The sequence below is a fragment of the Bradyrhizobium sp. USDA 3650 genome, from assembly GCF_054057395.1.
In genome coordinates, this window is sequence record NZ_JBSRZG010000001.1 from 6,929,076 (window position 1) to 6,945,801 (window position 16,726).

A 16,726-nucleotide genomic window follows, 5' to 3' on the forward strand; every position below is an offset into this window, starting at 1 on the left:
GCTCACTTGAGCTGCTCCAGATAGTGGATGATCGCGATCAGCTCGTCAGATTGCAGCGGCATCTTCGGCATGAGGTTGCCAGGCTTGATGTGCTGGGGATCGGCGATCCAGGCGCCGAGCGTGGCCGGCGTGTTCGGCAGCGTTCCCGCCGCGATCGTGGTGCGGCTGCCGATATGCGTGAGGTCCGGGCCGAGTTGGCCGCCGGCCAGCGTACCGCTGACGTTGTGGCATAGGGCACACCCACGACCGCGGAACAGAGCCTCGCCCTGCTTGCCGAGCTGATCCGCTGGGCTGTTCGCGCTCTGGTTTTCATGGTCGCGCCAGCGACCGAACTCGTCGGGGGACATCGCGATCACGGCGAATGCCATATGGGCGTGCTGGATCCCGCAGAACTCGGCGCATTGTCCGCGATAGACGCCGGCATTCTTCGCGGTGAATTGCAGCTCGTTCTTCTGCCCGGGGATCAAGTCCATCTTGCCGGTCAGGCTGGGGACCCAGAAGCTGTGGATCACGTCGGCGGATTCCAACTCGACCTTCACCGGCTGGCCGGTCGGGATCCGGATCTCGTTGGCCGTCACGAAACTCTGGTGCGGACTGTCGGCTTCATAGCGAACCTCCCACCACCATTGATGGCCGATGATTTTGAGCGTGTGGGCTTTCTCATCCTTGGCAAAGACGGTGCGCTGACCGGCATAGCTGACCAGGGAGAGGCCGAGCACGGTGACGGTGGTCGCAGTCCCGAGCGCAAGGATGACCCGCCCGGAGCGTTGTTCGAAGGGCTCGTGGAGATCCAGCGGCTGATCGGCCGCGCGCTTTCCGCGCAACAGTCCGATGACGAGAACGATCACGACGGCGGTCCAGACGATCGCCGCGATAATAAGGAAGATGAACAGCGTGTGCCGAATCTGGTCGGACTGCAGCCCCTGAGGGTCGAGCGCCGACTGATGGCCCCCGCACGCAGCAAGCGGCCAGGTCATGCACAACACCAGAACTCTTCGTAACCAGACCGGCATTGACGTTTTGTCGCACTCCGCTTCAGATGCGGAACCGGTCAGGCCTACAAAGGTTCCTATGCGCTAGTCGGGTCGGTTCGCGGAATTGGAGCCGCCTAGTTCCGGAATGTCGGCGAGCGCCGTCGCATCGGACCGGACCTGCCTGATGACGCTGAATGTACCGTCGGCCTCGAGTACGACCGCACGACCGACATCTTCAACACGATCAATGCCATGCTGCCGGACGGCGGCGCGAACGTCCGCCTCTGCCACGCGCTGGCTGCGCATCGCGTCGTGGACAAATCGCCCCTGATGGAGCAGCAGCGTCGGCTGCGGATTCACGACCACCCGCAACTGGCTCCAATGCGCCACGGCGAAGGCGATGATGAATTGCAGCCCGATCAGGATGACGAAACCGACCAGCGACTGCGCCACGCTGATGTTGCCGGATAACACGCTGTTGGCGAACGTTGAGCCGAGCGCGACCGTGACGATCAAGTCGAAGGCGTACCATTTGGCAAGCGTTCGCGGCCCCGCGATCCGGAGCAGGACGACCAGCGCGACATAGGTTACGGTGGTGCCGATCGCGGTCCTCAGGAGCGGGGTCCAGCCCTGGAAAAGGATTTGTCCGACATCTGGCATGACAGCCAAGCGCCCGGCTAGAATGGCCAGCCCTTGTCGGCGATCACGATCGCCGCATCGCCGGCGGCCATCAGCAGCAGCACGATGAGCACCGCGATCATCGCGCCCGGTTGAGCAAGCACGCGCAGTTCTTCCAGCATGAGTTGGCTCCAAAACGCGGATGTTTCGCAGCAGCAAAGTCGCGATGACCTTGAGGGTTCCTGCGGACGTGCAGGGAGTTGATGCCCGCCCCGCCGGAACGAAGGCTCGAGATCGCGCGTTCCTGCGACGGATTCGAGGGTTCACGTGCCGCGCTATCATTTTGATCTGGTCGATTCGAAGACCGTTGCAGACGAGGGAGGTGCTGAATTGCCCGACGACATCATGGCGCTGGATGTTGCCGAGGAGATCGCGAAGAGGCTCCTTGCGGAGCGTCCCGAACTCAGGAATCGTCACTTTTCCATCCTGGTCACGAACCATGAGGGTGAGGAGATCGGGAAGGTACCCCTGGATGTCCTGCACTGAAGCCTTGGCCTGACATGGCATTGAGGATCATGGCATTGAGGATCATGGCGTTGAGGATCGGCGTGATCTCGGATACGCACGGCCTTCTCAGGCCGGAGGCCGAACGCTGTCTTGCGGGAGTCTCGCATATCCTCCACGCCGGTGATATCGGCGCGCCGGAGGTTCTGGAGCGGCTTTGCCGAATAGCGCCCGTCACCGCCATCAGGGGAAACGTCGACGTTGGCAGCTGGGCGAGCCGCTATCCCGAAACCGAAACGGTGCACCTCGGCGCTCGTTGCTTCTACCTCCTGCACGATCTCAAGGCGCTCGCCATCGACCCTGCAGCATCCGGTGTGAACGCGGTCATATCAGGACATTCGCATCGGGTGCAGGTCAACACGATCAACGGAGTTCTTTTCCTGAATCCCGGGAGCGCCGGTCCAAGGCGCTTCAAGCTGCCGATCACGCTGGCAACGCTCGATCTGGATGAGGGCGGCGACCTGCGGCCCACCATCCATGAACTGGACGCGTGAACGAGGTACGTGCCTGCCAGCTAGTGGGTATTCGATTTTTGCCACCGCTCCAGATCAATCGGGGGACGCTTTGGGTCGATCTGCTCCTTCTCGGGATTTCCCTGCCAAGGCTGGTCCGTCTGCCGGTGGGGTGGCAAATCGGTCTGCTGTCGCGGATCGTCGACCGGGGTTTCTCTCGGGTCGTTTTCAGGTTCTTTTGCCTTCGGCATAAGCTGTCCTCTTTATGATTTATCGATACGGCGGCACGCGATCAGCGTACGCCAGCGATAATTGCCGCTACGCGGCGCGAATGTTGATCGACGATGACAAGATCATTTCCGGCGATCAGGTACTGGTCGCCCCAGAACCCGTTCAGAACTTGCGTGACCTCGGGCGGCAAGTCGGCCACCTGAGTCTGGCGCGGCACTGAAGTACCGATCATCATCTCGAAATTCGGGCGATCCATCGTTGGGCCGTGCGCCGATGAGATGATGGCGCGGAGCTGTTCGCGTTGCTGATCGTTGAGGCTTGCCGGCTGGGCGGTCTGTTTCACATCCCGCGCACGGGCGCCGGTCGTATCTTCATTGCCAGCCGGGTTTTCCTTCGCCGCTTTGCTGACGGCTTCGTGCTGCGTTGGAACTCCAGTGCCGACCGTCGTGGCCGCGGCACTTTTATCTGCTCCTGTGGAGGGGCGGCCCAGATAGTCCGTTGTCCCGAACATCTGGGGGACGGCGAACCAGACGATGAAACCTACAAACAGAACCGCGGCCACTACCGATCCCGCCATCATCAGCTTCCGGGTGCCGTCCTTCTCCGTTTCACGCGATAGATCCTTGACCATGAACTGAAAGCCTTCGGTATGAACTGCGGGGTCAACACGGGCAGGAATCGTTCGTTCCTCCGGGGATGCGTCAGCATCGATCAGGAACGACCGACGCCGCATCTCATTGCCAGCGCATGAGGTCGCGAGACCGAGACAAGGAGCATGCAATGTCCAAAATGCCCCCCGTACCGCCAGAGCAGCGCAGCGACAAGGGACCCGGATCTGATCCAAAGATCGAGACCGACGACAAAGCCCCCGGCCGCGAGAACTTCGACACCCAGGGCCGTCACGGCAATATCAAGCAGAACACGACAAACCAAGGCTACCAGCAGGACCGATGAATGCCACACAAGAACTCAGACACTGAACGCTTCGGTGGTCCGGGCTCCTCGCGGCAGGACCGCAAGCACCCTGAAAAGGGAGGTCGCGAGCATGAGCGCCCTGCGCCTGGAGCGCCCACCAACGACCGCAAATCACACGTCTCGGGAGGCGGTGGTGAGCGCGATCGACATCACACGCACAATGATCGTGAGAGGAGCTGAGCAATGGCCAGGACAACTTCGAGCTTGGTACTGATCGCCTTCCTGGCGAGCGCGTCGATCGGGGCTGCCTCGGCGCAGAGTGGCGGGGGTGGCGGTGGCGGCGGCGGTTCGGGAGGATCGGGCGGAGCAAGCGCGAGCAGCACGAGCGGTGGCACCGGCGGTGCCGCAAGCCCTGGGTCGACCGGGGGTGCCTCGAGCCTTGGGTCTGCAGGCGTAGGGTCTGCAGGTCCTGGGTCTGCAGGCCTCGGGTCTGCTGGAGCTACAAACCAGACAGGCGGTGCATCGCCCAATCTGGGTAATCCAGCCGACGCGGCCGCGGTTTCGCGCGGCACGACGGCTACCGGCACGAACACCGCTGGAACGGCCCAATCAACCGGTGGTGGCCCGCGAGGATCGACCACCGTCGGGCGGGCCGGCAATCCCGCAGGAGGAACCAGCAGCGGACGGATTGACGGAACTGCGACACCCGGTCCGTCGATGCCGGGCGACGCCGAAATACGGTCGGAGAACTCTCAGGATTCCCACGTCGATCGAAAGATCAAGAGCATCTGCAAAGGCTGCTAGATCGGCGGTCAGGACGCCGGGTTTTCCGGCGTCCAATCGAGGTCTTCCTCGCTTCGAGGTTCGGGGTCGGGCGAGCAGGGCTTGATCTTCAGATCGTCCTCAAGCCTGGGCTTGCCCTCGCTGCTTTCGACCAGACCGGCGTCTTCGGCCTTTTTCAGCGTTTCCTCTTTGGTTGGAAACGTCCGGCTCAGTTTTTCGTCGTCCTTGAACAGGGCATACGCCATATCAGCTCCTCGCGATTTGGATCATCGAAGACTTTGACGGGGGTCGACACACGCGGCCACCGCCGCTCCTTGTCCCTGGGTGAAGCTCTAGCCGACTTCCCTGAGATTGCTCAGGATCGCCAGGTGACGCTGAATGATCGGCAGCGACATCTGTGCGACCTGCTGTTCGCCGGGGTTGCCACCGGATCGCAAATACGAATTGTTGAGCGCGAGCAATTCACGGTGCCCGCGGATCTGCCCCTGCACATACATCCGGTCGAAGGGACCCGACGGTGTGGCCTGAAGGCGCTGAAGCAGGGCGGCATGATCCGGCCGCAGCGGCGCCGATCCCGGCGCTGCTCCGAGCGCGCCCGCGACCTGGACCTGCTCGGCGATCTCCGCATTGGCGAAATTGACGATGTCGGGATTGCCGGTCCGCGTCAGGGCGAGCTGACTCGTCTGCATCGCAAACGCCCCACCCATGAGGTCGGCCGTTCGAAAATCCCGCTGTGGGACTGGTTTGGATTGCGCAGCGTAGGTCGATAGTCCGAGGCCGCCCAATGCAAGTAAAAACGATCTTCTCAGCATGATGGAATCTCCAATGTTGGATTCACAAGACGCTGCGGCCGTTTCGAACGTTCCTATCGTCGCCGTAAGCAGCCGAGCGATGCTCCACCTGATGTCATCGGCATCGTGGCATGCGCCGGCGGATTAACGCAGGTTATTGGCACGGCAAGTGCGCCATGATCATAGGAACGGCAGCACTGAGAACGGTTTGTCCATGATCCAGATGCCGACCGGCGCACGAGTCAATTCATGCAAGACAGCGATTCATCCAACTTCCCGATTTCCGCGGGTATCCTTCTCGGGCTTGGTCTGGGCGGGTTTTTCGATGGCATCGTGTTTCATCAGCTGCTGCAATGGCATCATATGTTAAGCGGCTGGTACCCGCTCAACTCCATCGACAACGTCAAGCTCAACACGACTTGGGACGGCATCTTCCACAGCGCGGCCTATGTTCTGGTGCTGCTCGGCCTGTATGTGCTGTGGCAACGGGCGCGCAGGTCCGACATTCACTTGTCGGGCAGCAGGTGCCTCGGCGCGGTCTTGCTCGGATGGGGTATCTTCAATCTGGTTGAAGGCGTGATGGATCATGAGATCTTCAAGCTGCATCAGGTGAATGAGACCGTGCCTCACGAGCAGCGCATCTTCTGGGACATCGGCTTCCTGCTATGGGGTGCGGCCATGTTGGTCATCGGCGCCGCCATGTCACGCGCCGGCACGCAAGAGAGGGTCCATGCGGAAAGCAGTCTACAGGTTCGCTAGAGAGACCCCGCCGGCTCTTGTCTATGCCATTTTCATAGTGCTGCTGGTGCTGGCGACAGCACCGGCTTTTCGCATCGTGCTGTTTGGTGTGTCGCTGGACGATCTCCTGCAACTACGTTGCTTCAATCTCGGCTGATGCGCGGTTCACCTACGCCATTGAGATGAACGCCGCGGCTTTTCGTCAACGCCTCATGTCCGCCCGGAGGTAACATGGTCGAGTTCAGGCTTCCGAAACACTCCCGCGTCGAAAAGGGAAGGGTCTGGCCCAAGCCTGACAGTAAGACGTTGCGCGAATTCCAGGTCTATCGCTGGAATCCCGACGACGGTCGCAATCCCCGGCTCGACACCTACTTTGTCGATCTGAGCGATTGCGGGCCCATGGTTCTGGACGGCCTGATCTGGATCAAGAACAACATCGATTCCACACTGACGTTCAGGCGGTCCTGCCGCGAAGGCGTGTGCGGCTCCTGCTCGATGAACATCGCCGGCCAGAACACGCTCGCCTGCACCAAGTCCATGAGCGAGGACGTCCCGAACGGCCAGCCGTTGCGCGTGCTGCCCTTGCCGCACCAGCCAGTGGTCAAGGACCTCGTTCCGGACCTGACGAATTTCTACGCCCAGCTCGCATTGATCGAGCCTTGGCTGCAAACCGTGTCGCCCACGCCACAAAAGGAATGGCGGCAGAGCCATGAGGATCGGGCGAAGCTCGACGGGCTGTACGAATGCATCCTCTGCGCCTGCTGCTCGACGTCTTGTCCAAGCTACTGGTGGAATTCCGAGCGTTTCCTCGGCCCAGCAGCCCTGATCCAGGCGGCCCGCTGGGTCAATGACAGCCGCGACGAGGCGACGGGCGAGCGCCTCGACAAGCTCGAAGACCCCTTCAGGATCTATCGTTGTCACACCATCCTCAACTGCGCGAAGGCGTGTCCCAAGGGTTTGAATCCGGGCGAAGCCATTTCCGGATTGCGCCTCAAGATGGTCGAACGGAAGTTCTGATCGGAGATGGACGCTCCCCCGCATAAAGGAACGATGGCTGCGGCATAGGCTTATCGACCAAACTGGAGGCGCCTGATGGGCAAGAAACAATTCGCCGCGTTGCCGTTCACGCTGAACAATTCCGAATTGCGCGTGATGCTGATCACGACCAGGCGCAAGGGCAGGTGGAGCGTCCCGAAGGGATCGCCGATGCGCAAGACGGAGCCGCACCGTACGGCTGCGCTCGAGGCTTACGAGGAAGCCGGTCTTGTCGGCGTCACCGCAAAGCGCGCGCTGGGCTCCTTCAAGCATCGTAAAGGCAAGGGCGATCGCAAGCGGACCATGGACGTCGCCGTCTTTCCCATGAGGGTCCACGGGCAGGAGCGCTGGTGGCCGGAAAAGGGTGAGCGCGAAGCAATCTGGGTCTCGCCGAAGAAGGCGAGCCGTCTAGTCCACAAGGCGCAGCTTCGGCGTCTGATCGCCCGTTTCGCGGCGCAGACGGAGAAGACCGCTTCCTCACCGCTGGTTGATGTTGTGAGTGGAGGAACCCGGGTGCCCTCGAGTAATTCAAGGTAGATGAACCAGCAACCGATCGGACTCGCATTCGAGGAGCGACCGCCTCATGAGGTCCTGGCCGCTGCGATCAAGCGGCGTTGCGCGATCCTGTTCGTCGGCGCCGGCGTCTCGATGGCTGTCGGCCTGCCGTCCTGGCAATCTCTGATCGACCATCTGCTGGATGACCTTGGTCTCGAGCGCAACGTGATCGATGGAATGCACGGCGGCTATCAGATGCTGGCGGAGTACTACCGGCTGAAGCGCGGCGGAATTGGCCCGCTCCGCAGCTGGCTCGACCGCAACTGGCGCGTCGACCCGGACAGGATCGCGGCCTCGCGCCTTCACAAGCTGATCGTGGAGCTCGATTTTCCGACCATCTACACCACGAACTACGACCGCAATCTTGAGTCAGCCTTCGAGGTTCTGGAAAAGCCCTATGCCAAGATCAGCAACGCAAAGGACATTGCAAGCGCCCATTCCGGCGTCACGCACATCATCAAATTTCATGGCGACTTCGACGACGATGCCTCGCTCGTCCTGACCGAGACCGACTTCCTCAACCGGCTCGCGTTCGAATCTCCGCTCGATATCAGGTTTCGCGCCGATGCTTTGGGAAGCACGTTGCTTTTCATCGGATACAGCATGTCCGATCCCAACATTCGGCTCCTGCTGCACCGAATTTGGCAGAGTTGGGACGAATCCGGGCACCGCCAGGACCGACCGAGGTCCTTCGTTTTCGTCACGCAGCGCAATCCGGTGCAAGAGGCGGTATTGGCGAACTGGGGCATCACCACCATCGCGCCGCCCGATGGCGTCAGCCCGGATGATGGTGTTACCCGGTTCTTGCTGGACATCCGCCAACGTATCGACTGAGAGACCTGAGGCGGTCTCGTCCCCGGCGTGCTGAAGCGCTGCTAACCTCGCCGCACCTTGCATATCCCGTCCCCGGGGGCCAAGGATGCGGCATGCTGCATGTCCAAAAAGCCCGCGCGCCAACGTTGCGCCATGGCGGCTTCCGACAGGTCGAACGATTTCTCAGGTCCGGCTTCCTCGCGGCCGGACCGGTAGCTCAGGAGATAGATCCTGTCGTTGCGATCGAGCCCCTGTAGCTCGGCGCGAAGCTGGCGGGCTTCGAGGGCGTGGCGAAGACGCTGAAAGGTCTGATTGCCGAAGGTGAGATTGCTCTTGCGCTCAGCCGCGGCCTCGAGGCCGTCAGGGACGCTGCCGTCCCGCGCATAGAGGTCGACGACGTAAAGGCGAAGCGAGGCTGCAGCTTCGAGGACCGGATCGAACGGCGCGTTGAGCGAGAACCCGCCATCGCCGAGCCATCTTCCGGCGACCTGTACCGGAGCGAATTCGGGGAGAAATCCGCAACTGGCCAGGATGTGATCCATTTCGATCCGTTCCGATGACGAGTCGAACAGAATGGCATCGCCGCTTTCGAGGTCTGTAGCGCAGATAGAGATGCGCAGCTCGCCGTTGTTCAGGCGCCCGAAATCGACCAGCCGCTGAAGGCGCTCGCGCGTCGGGCCGAGATCATACAGACCGGTGAACGGGAATGACGTTAGAGGGAGACGGGGATGAAAAAAGCCGGCGTGGCCAAGCAGGCGCGTGTTGATTGAGCTCAGCCAGGCGGACAGATGGCGGCTGGCGCCCTTTGTGGCGGCGGGCGCTGCGGAAGCACGCCAGTAGCTGCGCAAACTCGAGAGGCGGTCGGCGATTGGAGATCCGGCGATCAATGCGGCCGTGATCGCGCCCGCGGACGAGCCGGTGACCCAGTCGATATGCGGCGAGAAAGAAGTGAGGGCCTCGAATGCGCCGCCGTGGTACGCGCCAAGACCGAGACCGCCAGCGAACACGACGGCCGTGAGCGGTTGCTCTGTTGCCATGGGGTCGCTCGGCTTAGCGGCAGGATCGGTCAGAAAGGAGCTCGGTTATCAGCCGCAACCTGGGCCGGTCACCGATATCCCCTATATCGCCGTGCATAGGCATAGCGCGGATTGACGCCGCAATAGGCGTTCGTTCCCGATGCAGTCGCCATGCATTGAGCGTAACTGGCGAACTGGCAGTTGCCCGGATAGCCCCAGACGCGGCCCTGAAGGCAGTAGCGGTCTTGTGCGACGGCCGCCGATGGGGAGCCGATGCCCGCCACGAGCGCTAGAGAGGCGGCGGCCAGGAGCAATCGATGTTTCATGGAAATCTCCAATTTCAACATTGAACGTCCCTCATGAAGCGGCGTTCCAAAGGGCGACGTTCACGGCGCTTTTTCTCCGGTTCGACGCGGATCGTTAACCTGTGTGAAGCCGTTCGAAGCCGATCGCGATTAAGGTGACGGGCGCCCTCGATCGGAAGCGATATGTCTGAGCAGTCTCCCAGCCTTAGAAACTTCACCATCAATTTCGGTCCCCAGCATCCCGCCGCTCATGGCGTGCTGAGGCTCGTGCTCGAACTGGACGGCGAAATCGTCGCACGCGTCGATCCGCATATTGGTCTTTTGCATCGGGGCACCGAAAAGCTGATCGAGGTCAAGACCTATCTTCAGGCGATCCCTTATTTCGACCGGCTCGACTATGTTGCCCCCTTGACGCAGGAGCATGCGTTCTGCCTAGCGATCGAAAAACTGATCGGGCTTGAAGTTCCCCGGCGTGGGCAGCTGATCAGGGTGCTCTATCACGAGATCAGCCGCATCCTGTCTCATCTTCTGAACGTCACGACGCAGGCGATGGACGTCGGAGCCTTGACGCCACCTCTTTGGGGCTTCGAGGAGCGCGAGAAGCTCATGGTGTTCTACGAACGTGCGTCCGGCAGTCGGATGCATGCCAACTATTATCGTCCCGGGGGCGTGCACCAGGACCTTCCACCGAAACTGATCGACGATATTGAGGCCTGGTGCGATCCGTTCCTGCGCGTCGTCGACGACCTGGATCGGCTGCTCTCGCTCAACCGCATCTTCAAGGCACGAAACGTTGATATAGGCCGGGTGACACTCGATCAGGCCTGGGCGTGGGGCTTCTCCGGCGTGATGGTGCGGGGGTCGGGCGCGGCCTGGGACTTGCGAAAGGCACAGCCCTACGACTGCTATGCCGAGATGGACTTCGACATTCCCGTCGGACGAAACGGCGACTGCTACGACCGCTATCTCATTCGCATGGAAGAGATGCGGCAATCGGTGCGCATCATGAAGCAGTGCATCGAGAAGCTGAAGTCTGCCGACGGGCAGGGCCCGGTGCTCGTGCAGGACAACAAGGTCGCGCCGCCGCGACGTGGCGAGATGAAGCGTTCCATGGAGGCGCTGATTCACCACTTCAAGCTATACACCGAGGGCTTCCACGTTCCCGCCGGCGAGGTCTATGTCGCCGTCGAGGCTCCGAAGGGAGAGTTCGGTGTGTTCCTCATCTCGGACGGGACGAACCGTCCCTACAAGTGCAAGATCAGGTCGCCGGGCTTCGCCCACCTGCAAGCGATGGACTTTCTATGCAAAGGGCATTTGCTGGCAGACGTTTCGGCGATCCTCGGGTCGCTGGATATTGTCTTCGGCGAGGTCGATCGCTGACAGGAAAACCGCATTGGAGGATCAGGATGGATATCAGGGAAAGCTCCGCGATGACCGAAGCGTCGGGCCTTGTGGACGATCAGTTCACCGCGCAGAACGGCTCGCACGCGCCGCACGGCGATACAAGAACAGGACTTGATACGCCTTCCCAAGCGCCCTCGGCACAATTGGCCGACGAACTGCGGAAGATAACCAGAGCAGCGCCGCTGCAAGCGGTCTTTGCGGCGTTTCTGTTGGGCGTTCTGGTGGCCCGGCGTCGCTAGACGTCGGCTAGGGCCGCCCCTTTCATCGGACGACCCCGGCCGTTGCACGAGAATCAGGCCAGCGCGTTCGTCACCGGCGGCTCGTTCATCTGCTCGACCTGTGCGCCGCTATCGGGCCGGGCCGGTCCAAGCACAGGCTCCTCGCCCAAAGGCTCGAACCCGGCGCGGAAGCTGAACGACCCCTGGCCGTCGAGCGAAGGGCCTTCGCAGTAGCGCCCCGGCTGCAGCGGCGCCGCGTTGCGTTCGGTGCCCATGAACATGTAACTGAACTCGGTCGCCTCCTTGCTGCGGTCGAAGCTGTTCGGAATCGGCAGGGCGGCGTCCGCGCCCATCTCCTCGATCACCGCGAGCCATTGCTGTTGATGCATGGTATCGCGCGCAATCAGATAGCCCAGCATGTCCTGCATGCCGGGATCGCTCGTGGAGTTGAAGAGACGCACGGCGAGGGTCCGGCCGGTGGATTCGGCCGCGACGTTGCAATACATGTCGGCGGCCAGATTTCCGCTGGCATAGACATGCGAACAATCGAAGGGGACGCCGTCGCAATTGGCAGGGAAGGCTGCCATGCCGGTCGAGAGCAGATGCCGGTGCAGCATGCCTTCGATCACATGCCGCGGCCGCTCGCCGCCGTTCATCACCGCGCCGACGACCGGGTTGGCTTGCAGGCTGGTCTCCTGCATCGTTGCCGGCGCATTCTCCAGGTTCAATGCGACCGCGGTCGCGAGCATCTCGATGTGGCTGATCTCTTCGGTCGCGGTATTGAGCAGGACGTCGCGATATTTGGCCGGCCCCCGCACGCCCCAGGCCTGGAAGAAATATTGAAGGCAGACGCGGATCTCGCCTTCGACGCCGCCGATGGCTTGCTGCAGCTGGCGGGCGAAGATCGGATCGGGCTTCTCGACCCTGACCGGATATTGCAGTCGTTTGTCGAAGTAGTACATGCGCAGCTCCTTTTATGTTCACGCTATTGCGCAATGAGTGCTGCCGGGTTGCGTTCCTATGAAGTTTCTAGCGACTGCTTTGAAAACCTTTAAATCGCGACGTGAACGCGATGCGGCCCCGGCGAGGAGAGGATCTCGCCGGAGCCGCTCTCATGCGCGCAACAGCAAGGAGCGCGCTTTAAGAAAATTGCGAACCGCGAACCGTTAGCGGCGCGGCATGGTCCCGTTGGACGGTGGGGTCGTCTCGTTGCGCATGCCGGAAGGACTGGAGGCACCTTGTCCGCCCCGCTCGACATGGGTGATGCCGCCGCCACCGGATCCGCCGGCTCCGCCCGAGCCGGCTCCCGCACCGCCAGCTCCAGCTCCAGCTCCGCCGCCTGCGCCGCCTGCACCAGCGCCCGCGCCGCCACCAGCGCCACCTCCGGCGCCACCGGCCCCACCACCGGCGCCGCCTGCGCCACCACCAGCGCCGCCGCCAGCACCTTGCGCGAACGCTGCGCCGACTGAAGCGCCTGCAAGCATCGTGGCCATGAAGATCGTCAGGATCGTCTTACGCATCTTTCTTCTCCTTGAGGTTTCGATGTCGGACCAATCATGTGAAGCATTGACCGTTCCTAGCCGTGCAGCGTGATCAAGCTCTGTCCTCGACGACTCCGCGTCGATATTGCGAAGGCACGGCAACTTCGTCGAATCGTTGAGCGAGAGCATCGAGAGCCGCGCGCATCTGCGGGCCCTGCATGGCCGCGCCGTGTCCGGTGACGACGATCTCCGGAGCGAGCGCGGCAAGTGCGCGCACCGATCTCTTAGCGCTTTCCCAATCGGGGGTGAAATACATCGGGGGCCCGTGCATCTCCGGCGTTTGCGTCACCGCGGCGTAAACGGATTCCTGCCGCGTCGTGATGAAGGCGTCGCCGGCGATCAGCACGCGATCGCGTTCGCGCAAGAGCGAGATATGCCCTGGAGTATGGCCGGGCGTATGGATCCACTGCCATTCCGGCATGAAGGGTACGCTGTGATCAAAGGGAAGATCATAGAGGCGCGATCCGACGTTCACCGGCTTGGTCGGAAATAGCGGAGAGAGCCGAGCCAGCAGCCCGCCACCGACATTGGGATCGGCCGGCGGATAGGATCGGCTTCCATCAAGATAGGGATGCTCGGCGGCATGGGCATAAACCGGCACCTCCCATTCACTTGCCAGCGTTTCGAGCACGCCGACGTGATCGAAGTGCCCGTGCGTCATGATGATGCAGGCGGGCCGGCCGTTTCCTCCAAATCTGGCCTTGGCGGCAGAGCGGATGGCGCCAGCCGATCCGGGGATGCCGGCGTCCACCAGCACCCAATTGCCGTCGCCGGCGTTCTCGAAGCCAACGAAGATGACGTTGACGATCGCAAGCTGACGATAGGCCACGTCAGCGACGATCTGCCGCGTGTTGTCATTGCGGTCGAGGTCGGATTGTGGGTGCTCCGCGTCGGCGGAAGAGGGAAGCGAGATCTGCGTCATGTTCATTCGAGTCCGATTTTGTCAGCTCACTAGCGCTCGATCGTGCCGATGCGCCGGATCTTCTTCTGAAGCAGCATCACGCCGTACAGCAGCGCTTCCGCGGTCGGCGGGCAGCCGGGCACGTAGATGTCGACAGGCACGACGCGATCGCAGCCGCGCACGACCGAATACGAATAGTGGTAGTAACCACCGCCGTTGGCGCACGACCCCATCGAGATTACGTAGCGCGGCTCGGGCATCTGGTCGTAAATCTTGCGAAACGCCGGCGCCATCTTGTTGGTCAGGGTGCCCGCGACGATGATCACGTCGGATTGGCGTGGCGATGCGCGCGGGGCGAAGCCGAAGCGTTTGGCGTCATAGCGCGGCATCGACATCTGCATCATCTCGACCGCGCAGCAGGCGAGCCCGAACGTCATCCACATCAGCGACCCGGTTCGCGCCCAGGTGATCAGCTCCTCCGCGGTCGCCGTGAAGAAGCCCTTGTCCGCAAGATCGTTGCGGATGCTCATGAAGAACGGATCGGACGTGTTGTCCGGCTGTCCCTCACCCGGCCGGCCAAGTCCGGGCCTGCCAAGTCCAGGCCTACCAAGCGAAGCGCCTGAGTTGCTGACGTACGGAGAGCTGTCTGTCATTCTTGTCCCTGAGCGCTGCGGCCGTTTCCCGATGCGACCACACGTTGCCGAGAACAGTCATTCGCATGCAGCGTTCCTGCGGCGTTGGGGCGATTTGTGTTCTGTTATCGCAGGTTAGCTTCGGGTCCGGCGGCCGGAACCCAGCGTTCGCCTCACTCATCACCCCTAGGAACGATCCACCGAAACTGCGGTTGGCGGCAACATGGCCCGTGAAATGGAGAACATGAGATGACGAACGCAGCCCGCGACACATTCGTGGTTGGACTACGCAATGCGCATGCGATGGAAGTGCAGGCGCGGGAATTGATGGAACGTCAGTCGGAACGACTGGACGAATATCCCGAGGTCAAAGCCAAGGTCGCCGCGCACCTTCATGAGACTAACGAGCAACTGAAGCGGCTGGAGAGATGCCTGGAAGCTTGCGGCGAGAGTACCTCCAGCCTCAAGGATACGACGCAATCCATGATGGCGAACATGCAAGCCATGGCCCACTCGGTTGCCGGCGACGAGATTCTCAAGAACACGTTCGCCAACAATGCCTTCGAGAATTTCGAGATCGCTGCCTACAAGTCTCTGCTCGCCCTGTGTGGCGCCGCTGGGTTCGCGGAGGCCAAGGAGCCGCTCGAGACATCGCTGAAGGAGGAGCAGCGCATGGCCGCCTGGATCGACTCAAACGTCGAGAAGGTGACAATGGAATATCTGGCGCATCAGCGCCAGGCGGCCTGATCGCACTCCATCGCCACCACGACGAGACCGCCGGTCCCGCTTGCTGCGAGACCGGCGGGTTCGGTCGCTGAGTCTGCCTGCGCTCTCCTATGGGCTCGCAGGACCGAAGCCCCTCTCATTCGCGTTTTGCTGTCATGGCGCACATCATCTTCAGCGACTACCGCAATCCTGCTGCCGAACAGGCCTATGAGATCGCATGGGACTTTCTCGCCCGCAGCGGGGCGATCCACGATGAGTTCGATGCGTGCGTATTTCTGGCCCAGCGCATCACCATGATGGTCGAGGAAGGCCAGGCGAACCGGATCCGGATGGCCAATCGCGCGATCTCCGAATACCAGTACCATCTCGAGAGCCTCTGCAAGCCGGTTCGTGGTGCGGCTGCTTCACGGGCTTGAGAGCTCGCGCGGGTTTGTGGGCTCTTACTGCCGATCGGCGATTGTCAGCTGGCCGCGTGCCCCGGTACGTGCGCTCCTGCGCGGTGCAATGGCCGGAACGAGTGCCGGCGCTTCCCCGGCCATGCGCATAGCAAAATAGGCGATGGTCGCGCGAAGACCATCCTTGAGCGCCACGCGCGGGCGCCACCCCAACGCCTTCACGGCTGTGTCAATGACGGGTTTGCGGCGCTTCGGATCGTCTTTCGGCAGCTCCTCGAACCGGAGCGGGGAGGCTGATTCCGTATACGCCAGCACGTCGCGCGCGATCGCCTCGATGGTAACCTCGTGCGGATTACCCAAGTTGCAGGGTCCGGTGACCGACGACGGGCTCTCCATGAGCAGCTGGAGGCCCCGCACGAGATCGTCGACAAAGCAGAAGCTCCTGGTCTGCGTACCACCTCCATAGATCGTGATCGGCTCTCCGCGAAGCGCCTGCACGATGAAGTTGGAGACCACGCGCCCGTCGTTCTCCAGCATCCGGGGTCCGTAGGTGTTGAAGATGCGCGCGACCTTGATTTCGACCCCGTACATGCGATGGTAGTCGAACATCAGCGTTTCCGCGGCCCGCTTGCCCTCGTCGTAGCAGGCCCGCGGCCCGATCGGGTTGACGTTGCCGAGATAGGATTCCGGCTGGGGATGCACCTCCGGATCGCCGTAGACCTCGCTGGTCGATGCCTGCAGCACCCGGGCGCCTTTCCGCTGCGCGAGCTCCAGCATGTTGATGGTGCCGAGCACGCACGTCTTCATCGTGCCGACCGGATCTTTCTGATAATGACGGGGCGACGCCGGGCAGGCGAGGCTGTAGATCCGGTCGATCTCGCCCTCGATCTCGACGGGGTCGCGCACGTCGTGTTCGATGAAGCGAAAATTCGGATGATTGAGCAGCGGCCGGATGTTGTCGATCCTTCCCGTAAACAGGTTGTCGAGGCAGATCACGGTGTGGCCGCGCTGCAAAAGCGCGTCGCAAAGGTGGGATCCGATGAAGCCGGCGCCGCCGGCCACCAGAACAGTGGGGGAGCGGCGGGACGCGTCGATGCGGGTCTGAACTGTCATTGTGCT

At 62.0% G+C, this 16,726-nt stretch carries 26 protein-coding genes; 12 read left to right on the top strand and 14 right to left on the bottom strand.

The genetic code is table 11. The annotated features are described in order from the left end of the window. Positions 1–2: 2 nt before the first annotated feature. From coxB to ACVIN2_RS32515, 3 genes are all read right to left on the bottom strand, one after another. Positions 3–977 carry a cytochrome c oxidase subunit II gene (coxB, locus tag ACVIN2_RS32505; RefSeq protein WP_456768707.1) on the bottom strand — a complete coding sequence of 325 codons (975 nt, stop codon included), beginning with the start codon at positions 975–977 and terminating at the stop codon, positions 3–5. Between the two features lie 99 nt (positions 978–1,076). Then, a complete protein-coding gene (locus ACVIN2_RS32510) occupies positions 1,077–1,634 on the bottom strand; it encodes a DUF421 domain-containing protein (RefSeq protein WP_456768708.1) in 558 nt (185 codons plus the stop codon). Positions 1,635–1,651: 17 nt separating this feature from the next. Next, positions 1,652–1,774, bottom strand: coding sequence for a hypothetical protein (locus ACVIN2_RS32515; protein ID WP_456768709.1), 123 nt, complete (start codon positions 1,772–1,774; stop codon positions 1,652–1,654). A gap of 145 nt (positions 1,775–1,919) precedes the next feature. Between ACVIN2_RS32515 and ACVIN2_RS32520 the strand changes: the two genes are divergently transcribed. Continuing rightward, positions 1,920–2,138 (top strand): DUF6894 family protein, encoded by a 219-nt coding sequence (locus ACVIN2_RS32520; RefSeq protein WP_456768710.1) that lies wholly within the window; start codon positions 1,920–1,922, stop codon positions 2,136–2,138. A 44-nt stretch (positions 2,139–2,182) separates the two neighbouring features. Continuing rightward, positions 2,183–2,650 (top strand): metallophosphoesterase family protein, encoded by a 468-nt coding sequence (locus ACVIN2_RS32525; protein ID WP_456768711.1) that lies wholly within the window; start codon positions 2,183–2,185, stop codon positions 2,648–2,650. Positions 2,651–2,670: 20 nt separating this feature from the next. Here the strand turns inward: ACVIN2_RS32525 and ACVIN2_RS32530 are convergent, their stop codons facing one another. Both ACVIN2_RS32530 and ACVIN2_RS32535 read right to left on the bottom strand, forming a co-directional pair. Beyond that, positions 2,671–2,859: a hypothetical protein gene (locus ACVIN2_RS32530; protein WP_456768712.1), complete on the bottom strand. Its 189-nt coding sequence runs from the start codon at positions 2,857–2,859 to the stop codon at positions 2,671–2,673. 41 nt (positions 2,860–2,900) lie between these two features. Continuing rightward, positions 2,901–3,572, bottom strand: coding sequence for a DUF1236 domain-containing protein (locus ACVIN2_RS32535; protein WP_456768713.1), 672 nt, complete (start codon positions 3,570–3,572; stop codon positions 2,901–2,903). Between the two features lie 47 nt (positions 3,573–3,619). Here ACVIN2_RS32535 and ACVIN2_RS32540 point away from each other — a divergent pair, with 47 nt between their 5' ends. Beyond that, on the top strand, positions 3,620–3,793 hold the full coding sequence (locus tag ACVIN2_RS32540) for a hypothetical protein (RefSeq protein ID WP_456768714.1): 174 nt from the start codon (positions 3,620–3,622) through the stop codon (positions 3,791–3,793). Between the two features lie 773 nt (positions 3,794–4,566). Here ACVIN2_RS32540 and ACVIN2_RS32545 read toward each other — a convergent pair. Then, positions 4,567–4,782 (bottom strand): hypothetical protein, encoded by a 216-nt coding sequence (locus ACVIN2_RS32545; protein ID WP_456768715.1) that lies wholly within the window; start codon positions 4,780–4,782, stop codon positions 4,567–4,569. Between the two features lie 87 nt (positions 4,783–4,869). Then, on the bottom strand, positions 4,870–5,349 hold the full coding sequence (locus tag ACVIN2_RS32550; RefSeq protein WP_456768716.1) for a DUF4142 domain-containing protein: 480 nt from the start codon (positions 5,347–5,349) through the stop codon (positions 4,870–4,872). Positions 5,350–5,577: 228 nt separating this feature from the next. On the opposite strand from ACVIN2_RS32550, the gene ACVIN2_RS32555 reads away from it, so the two are divergent. The 5 genes from ACVIN2_RS32555 to ACVIN2_RS32575 all read left to right on the top strand — a co-directional run bounded on the left by ACVIN2_RS32555 (position 5,578) and on the right by ACVIN2_RS32575 (position 8,490). Further along, a complete protein-coding gene (locus ACVIN2_RS32555) occupies positions 5,578–6,087 on the top strand; it encodes a DUF2243 domain-containing protein (protein ID WP_456768717.1) in 510 nt (169 codons plus the stop codon). Beyond that, entirely contained in the window at positions 6,059–6,223 is a 165-nt protein-coding gene (locus ACVIN2_RS32560; protein WP_456768718.1) for a hypothetical protein, read from the top strand. The genes ACVIN2_RS32555 and ACVIN2_RS32560 overlap by 29 nt, the downstream gene beginning before the upstream one ends. Positions 6,224–6,297: 74 nt before the next feature. After that, positions 6,298–7,083 carry a succinate dehydrogenase iron-sulfur subunit gene (locus tag ACVIN2_RS32565; protein ID WP_456768719.1) on the top strand — a complete coding sequence of 262 codons (786 nt, stop codon included), beginning with the start codon at positions 6,298–6,300 and terminating at the stop codon, positions 7,081–7,083. A gap of 75 nt (positions 7,084–7,158) precedes the next feature. Then, positions 7,159–7,638: an NUDIX hydrolase gene (locus ACVIN2_RS32570; RefSeq protein WP_456768720.1), complete on the top strand. Its 480-nt coding sequence runs from the start codon at positions 7,159–7,161 to the stop codon at positions 7,636–7,638. Beyond that, entirely contained in the window at positions 7,639–8,490 is an 852-nt protein-coding gene (locus ACVIN2_RS32575; protein WP_456768721.1) for an SIR2 family NAD-dependent protein deacylase, read from the top strand. It abuts the gene before it with no gap. A 41-nt stretch (positions 8,491–8,531) separates the two neighbouring features. On the opposite strand, the gene ACVIN2_RS32580 is transcribed toward ACVIN2_RS32575, so the two are convergent. Both ACVIN2_RS32580 and ACVIN2_RS32585 read right to left on the bottom strand, forming a co-directional pair. Continuing rightward, complete coding sequence (locus ACVIN2_RS32580) at positions 8,532–9,506, bottom strand: patatin-like phospholipase family protein (protein WP_456768722.1); 975 nt, start codon at positions 9,504–9,506, stop codon at positions 8,532–8,534. A 68-nt stretch (positions 9,507–9,574) separates the two neighbouring features. After that, positions 9,575–9,811 carry a DUF3551 domain-containing protein gene (locus ACVIN2_RS32585; RefSeq protein WP_201263779.1) on the bottom strand — a complete coding sequence of 79 codons (237 nt, stop codon included), beginning with the start codon at positions 9,809–9,811 and terminating at the stop codon, positions 9,575–9,577. Between the two features lie 162 nt (positions 9,812–9,973). On the opposite strand from ACVIN2_RS32585, the gene ACVIN2_RS32590 reads away from it, so the two are divergent. After that, a complete protein-coding gene (locus ACVIN2_RS32590; protein ID WP_456768723.1) occupies positions 9,974–11,170 on the top strand; it encodes an NADH-quinone oxidoreductase subunit D in 1,197 nt (398 codons plus the stop codon). A gap of 26 nt (positions 11,171–11,196) precedes the next feature. Further along, entirely contained in the window at positions 11,197–11,433 is a 237-nt protein-coding gene (locus ACVIN2_RS32595; RefSeq protein ID WP_456768724.1) for a hypothetical protein, read from the top strand. A 53-nt stretch (positions 11,434–11,486) separates the two neighbouring features. Here the strand turns inward: ACVIN2_RS32595 and ACVIN2_RS32600 are convergent, their stop codons facing one another. From ACVIN2_RS32600 to ACVIN2_RS32615, 4 genes are all read right to left on the bottom strand, one after another. Then, a complete protein-coding gene (locus ACVIN2_RS32600) occupies positions 11,487–12,374 on the bottom strand; it encodes a manganese catalase family protein (RefSeq protein ID WP_456768725.1) in 888 nt (295 codons plus the stop codon). A 204-nt stretch (positions 12,375–12,578) separates the two neighbouring features. Beyond that, complete coding sequence (locus ACVIN2_RS32605; RefSeq protein WP_456768726.1) at positions 12,579–12,932, bottom strand: hypothetical protein; 354 nt, start codon at positions 12,930–12,932, stop codon at positions 12,579–12,581. 73 nt (positions 12,933–13,005) lie between these two features. Further along, positions 13,006–13,875 (bottom strand): MBL fold metallo-hydrolase, encoded by an 870-nt coding sequence (locus tag ACVIN2_RS32610; protein ID WP_456768727.1) that lies wholly within the window; start codon positions 13,873–13,875, stop codon positions 13,006–13,008. 29 nt (positions 13,876–13,904) lie between these two features. Next, positions 13,905–14,507, bottom strand: a complete 603-nt coding sequence (locus tag ACVIN2_RS32615; RefSeq protein WP_456768728.1) for a NuoB/complex I 20 kDa subunit family protein — start codon at positions 14,505–14,507, stop codon at positions 13,905–13,907. A 228-nt stretch (positions 14,508–14,735) separates the two neighbouring features. On the opposite strand from ACVIN2_RS32615, the gene ACVIN2_RS32620 reads away from it, so the two are divergent. Beyond that, positions 14,736–15,233, top strand: coding sequence for a ferritin-like domain-containing protein (locus tag ACVIN2_RS32620; protein WP_456768729.1), 498 nt, complete (start codon positions 14,736–14,738; stop codon positions 15,231–15,233). Between the two features lie 134 nt (positions 15,234–15,367). Continuing rightward, positions 15,368–15,628: a hypothetical protein gene (locus ACVIN2_RS32625; protein ID WP_456768730.1), complete on the top strand. Its 261-nt coding sequence runs from the start codon at positions 15,368–15,370 to the stop codon at positions 15,626–15,628. 24 nt (positions 15,629–15,652) lie between these two features. On the opposite strand, the gene ACVIN2_RS32630 is transcribed toward ACVIN2_RS32625, so the two are convergent. Beyond that, positions 15,653–16,720 carry a UDP-glucuronic acid decarboxylase family protein gene (locus ACVIN2_RS32630; protein WP_456768731.1) on the bottom strand — a complete coding sequence of 356 codons (1,068 nt, stop codon included), beginning with the start codon at positions 16,718–16,720 and terminating at the stop codon, positions 15,653–15,655. Positions 16,721–16,726 lie beyond the last annotated feature (6 nt).

What these genes read in the sequence shown, in the direction of transcription:
- coxB (WP_456768707.1), bottom strand. Translation starts at nt 977, where the DNA reads ATGACCTGGCCGCTTGCTGCGTGCGGGGGCCATCAGTCGGCGCTCGAC.
- ACVIN2_RS32510 (WP_456768708.1), bottom strand. Translation starts at nt 1,634, where the DNA reads ATGCCAGATGTCGGACAAATCCTTTTCCAGGGCTGGACCCCGCTCCTG.
- ACVIN2_RS32515 (WP_456768709.1), bottom strand. Translation starts at nt 1,774, where the DNA reads ATGCTGGAAGAACTGCGCGTGCTTGCTCAACCGGGCGCGATGATCGCG.
- ACVIN2_RS32525 (WP_456768711.1), top strand. Translation starts at nt 2,183, where the DNA reads ATGGCGTTGAGGATCGGCGTGATCTCGGATACGCACGGCCTTCTCAGG.
- ACVIN2_RS32530 (WP_456768712.1), bottom strand. Translation starts at nt 2,859, where the DNA reads ATGCCGAAGGCAAAAGAACCTGAAAACGACCCGAGAGAAACCCCGGTC.
- ACVIN2_RS32535 (WP_456768713.1), bottom strand. Translation starts at nt 3,572, where the DNA reads ATGCGGCGTCGGTCGTTCCTGATCGATGCTGACGCATCCCCGGAGGAA.
- ACVIN2_RS32540 (WP_456768714.1), top strand. Translation starts at nt 3,620, where the DNA reads ATGTCCAAAATGCCCCCCGTACCGCCAGAGCAGCGCAGCGACAAGGGA.
- ACVIN2_RS32545 (WP_456768715.1), bottom strand. Translation starts at nt 4,782, where the DNA reads ATGGCGTATGCCCTGTTCAAGGACGACGAAAAACTGAGCCGGACGTTT.
- ACVIN2_RS32550 (WP_456768716.1), bottom strand. Translation starts at nt 5,349, where the DNA reads ATGCTGAGAAGATCGTTTTTACTTGCATTGGGCGGCCTCGGACTATCG.
- ACVIN2_RS32555 (WP_456768717.1), top strand. Translation starts at nt 5,578, where the DNA reads ATGCAAGACAGCGATTCATCCAACTTCCCGATTTCCGCGGGTATCCTT.
- ACVIN2_RS32560 (WP_456768718.1), top strand. Translation starts at nt 6,059, where the DNA reads ATGCGGAAAGCAGTCTACAGGTTCGCTAGAGAGACCCCGCCGGCTCTT.
- ACVIN2_RS32565 (WP_456768719.1), top strand. Translation starts at nt 6,298, where the DNA reads ATGGTCGAGTTCAGGCTTCCGAAACACTCCCGCGTCGAAAAGGGAAGG.
- ACVIN2_RS32570 (WP_456768720.1), top strand. Translation starts at nt 7,159, where the DNA reads ATGGGCAAGAAACAATTCGCCGCGTTGCCGTTCACGCTGAACAATTCC.
- ACVIN2_RS32575 (WP_456768721.1), top strand. Translation starts at nt 7,639, where the DNA reads ATGAACCAGCAACCGATCGGACTCGCATTCGAGGAGCGACCGCCTCAT.
- ACVIN2_RS32580 (WP_456768722.1), bottom strand. Translation starts at nt 9,506, where the DNA reads ATGGCAACAGAGCAACCGCTCACGGCCGTCGTGTTCGCTGGCGGTCTC.
- ACVIN2_RS32585 (WP_201263779.1), bottom strand. Translation starts at nt 9,811, where the DNA reads ATGAAACATCGATTGCTCCTGGCCGCCGCCTCTCTAGCGCTCGTGGCG.
- ACVIN2_RS32590 (WP_456768723.1), top strand. Translation starts at nt 9,974, where the DNA reads ATGTCTGAGCAGTCTCCCAGCCTTAGAAACTTCACCATCAATTTCGGT.
- ACVIN2_RS32595 (WP_456768724.1), top strand. Translation starts at nt 11,197, where the DNA reads ATGGATATCAGGGAAAGCTCCGCGATGACCGAAGCGTCGGGCCTTGTG.
- ACVIN2_RS32600 (WP_456768725.1), bottom strand. Translation starts at nt 12,374, where the DNA reads ATGTACTACTTCGACAAACGACTGCAATATCCGGTCAGGGTCGAGAAG.
- ACVIN2_RS32605 (WP_456768726.1), bottom strand. Translation starts at nt 12,932, where the DNA reads ATGCGTAAGACGATCCTGACGATCTTCATGGCCACGATGCTTGCAGGC.
- ACVIN2_RS32610 (WP_456768727.1), bottom strand. Translation starts at nt 13,875, where the DNA reads ATGACGCAGATCTCGCTTCCCTCTTCCGCCGACGCGGAGCACCCACAA.
- ACVIN2_RS32615 (WP_456768728.1), bottom strand. Translation starts at nt 14,507, where the DNA reads ATGACAGACAGCTCTCCGTACGTCAGCAACTCAGGCGCTTCGCTTGGT.
- ACVIN2_RS32620 (WP_456768729.1), top strand. Translation starts at nt 14,736, where the DNA reads ATGACGAACGCAGCCCGCGACACATTCGTGGTTGGACTACGCAATGCG.
- ACVIN2_RS32625 (WP_456768730.1), top strand. Translation starts at nt 15,368, where the DNA reads ATGGCGCACATCATCTTCAGCGACTACCGCAATCCTGCTGCCGAACAG.
- ACVIN2_RS32630 (WP_456768731.1), bottom strand. Translation starts at nt 16,720, where the DNA reads ATGACAGTTCAGACCCGCATCGACGCGTCCCGCCGCTCCCCCACTGTT.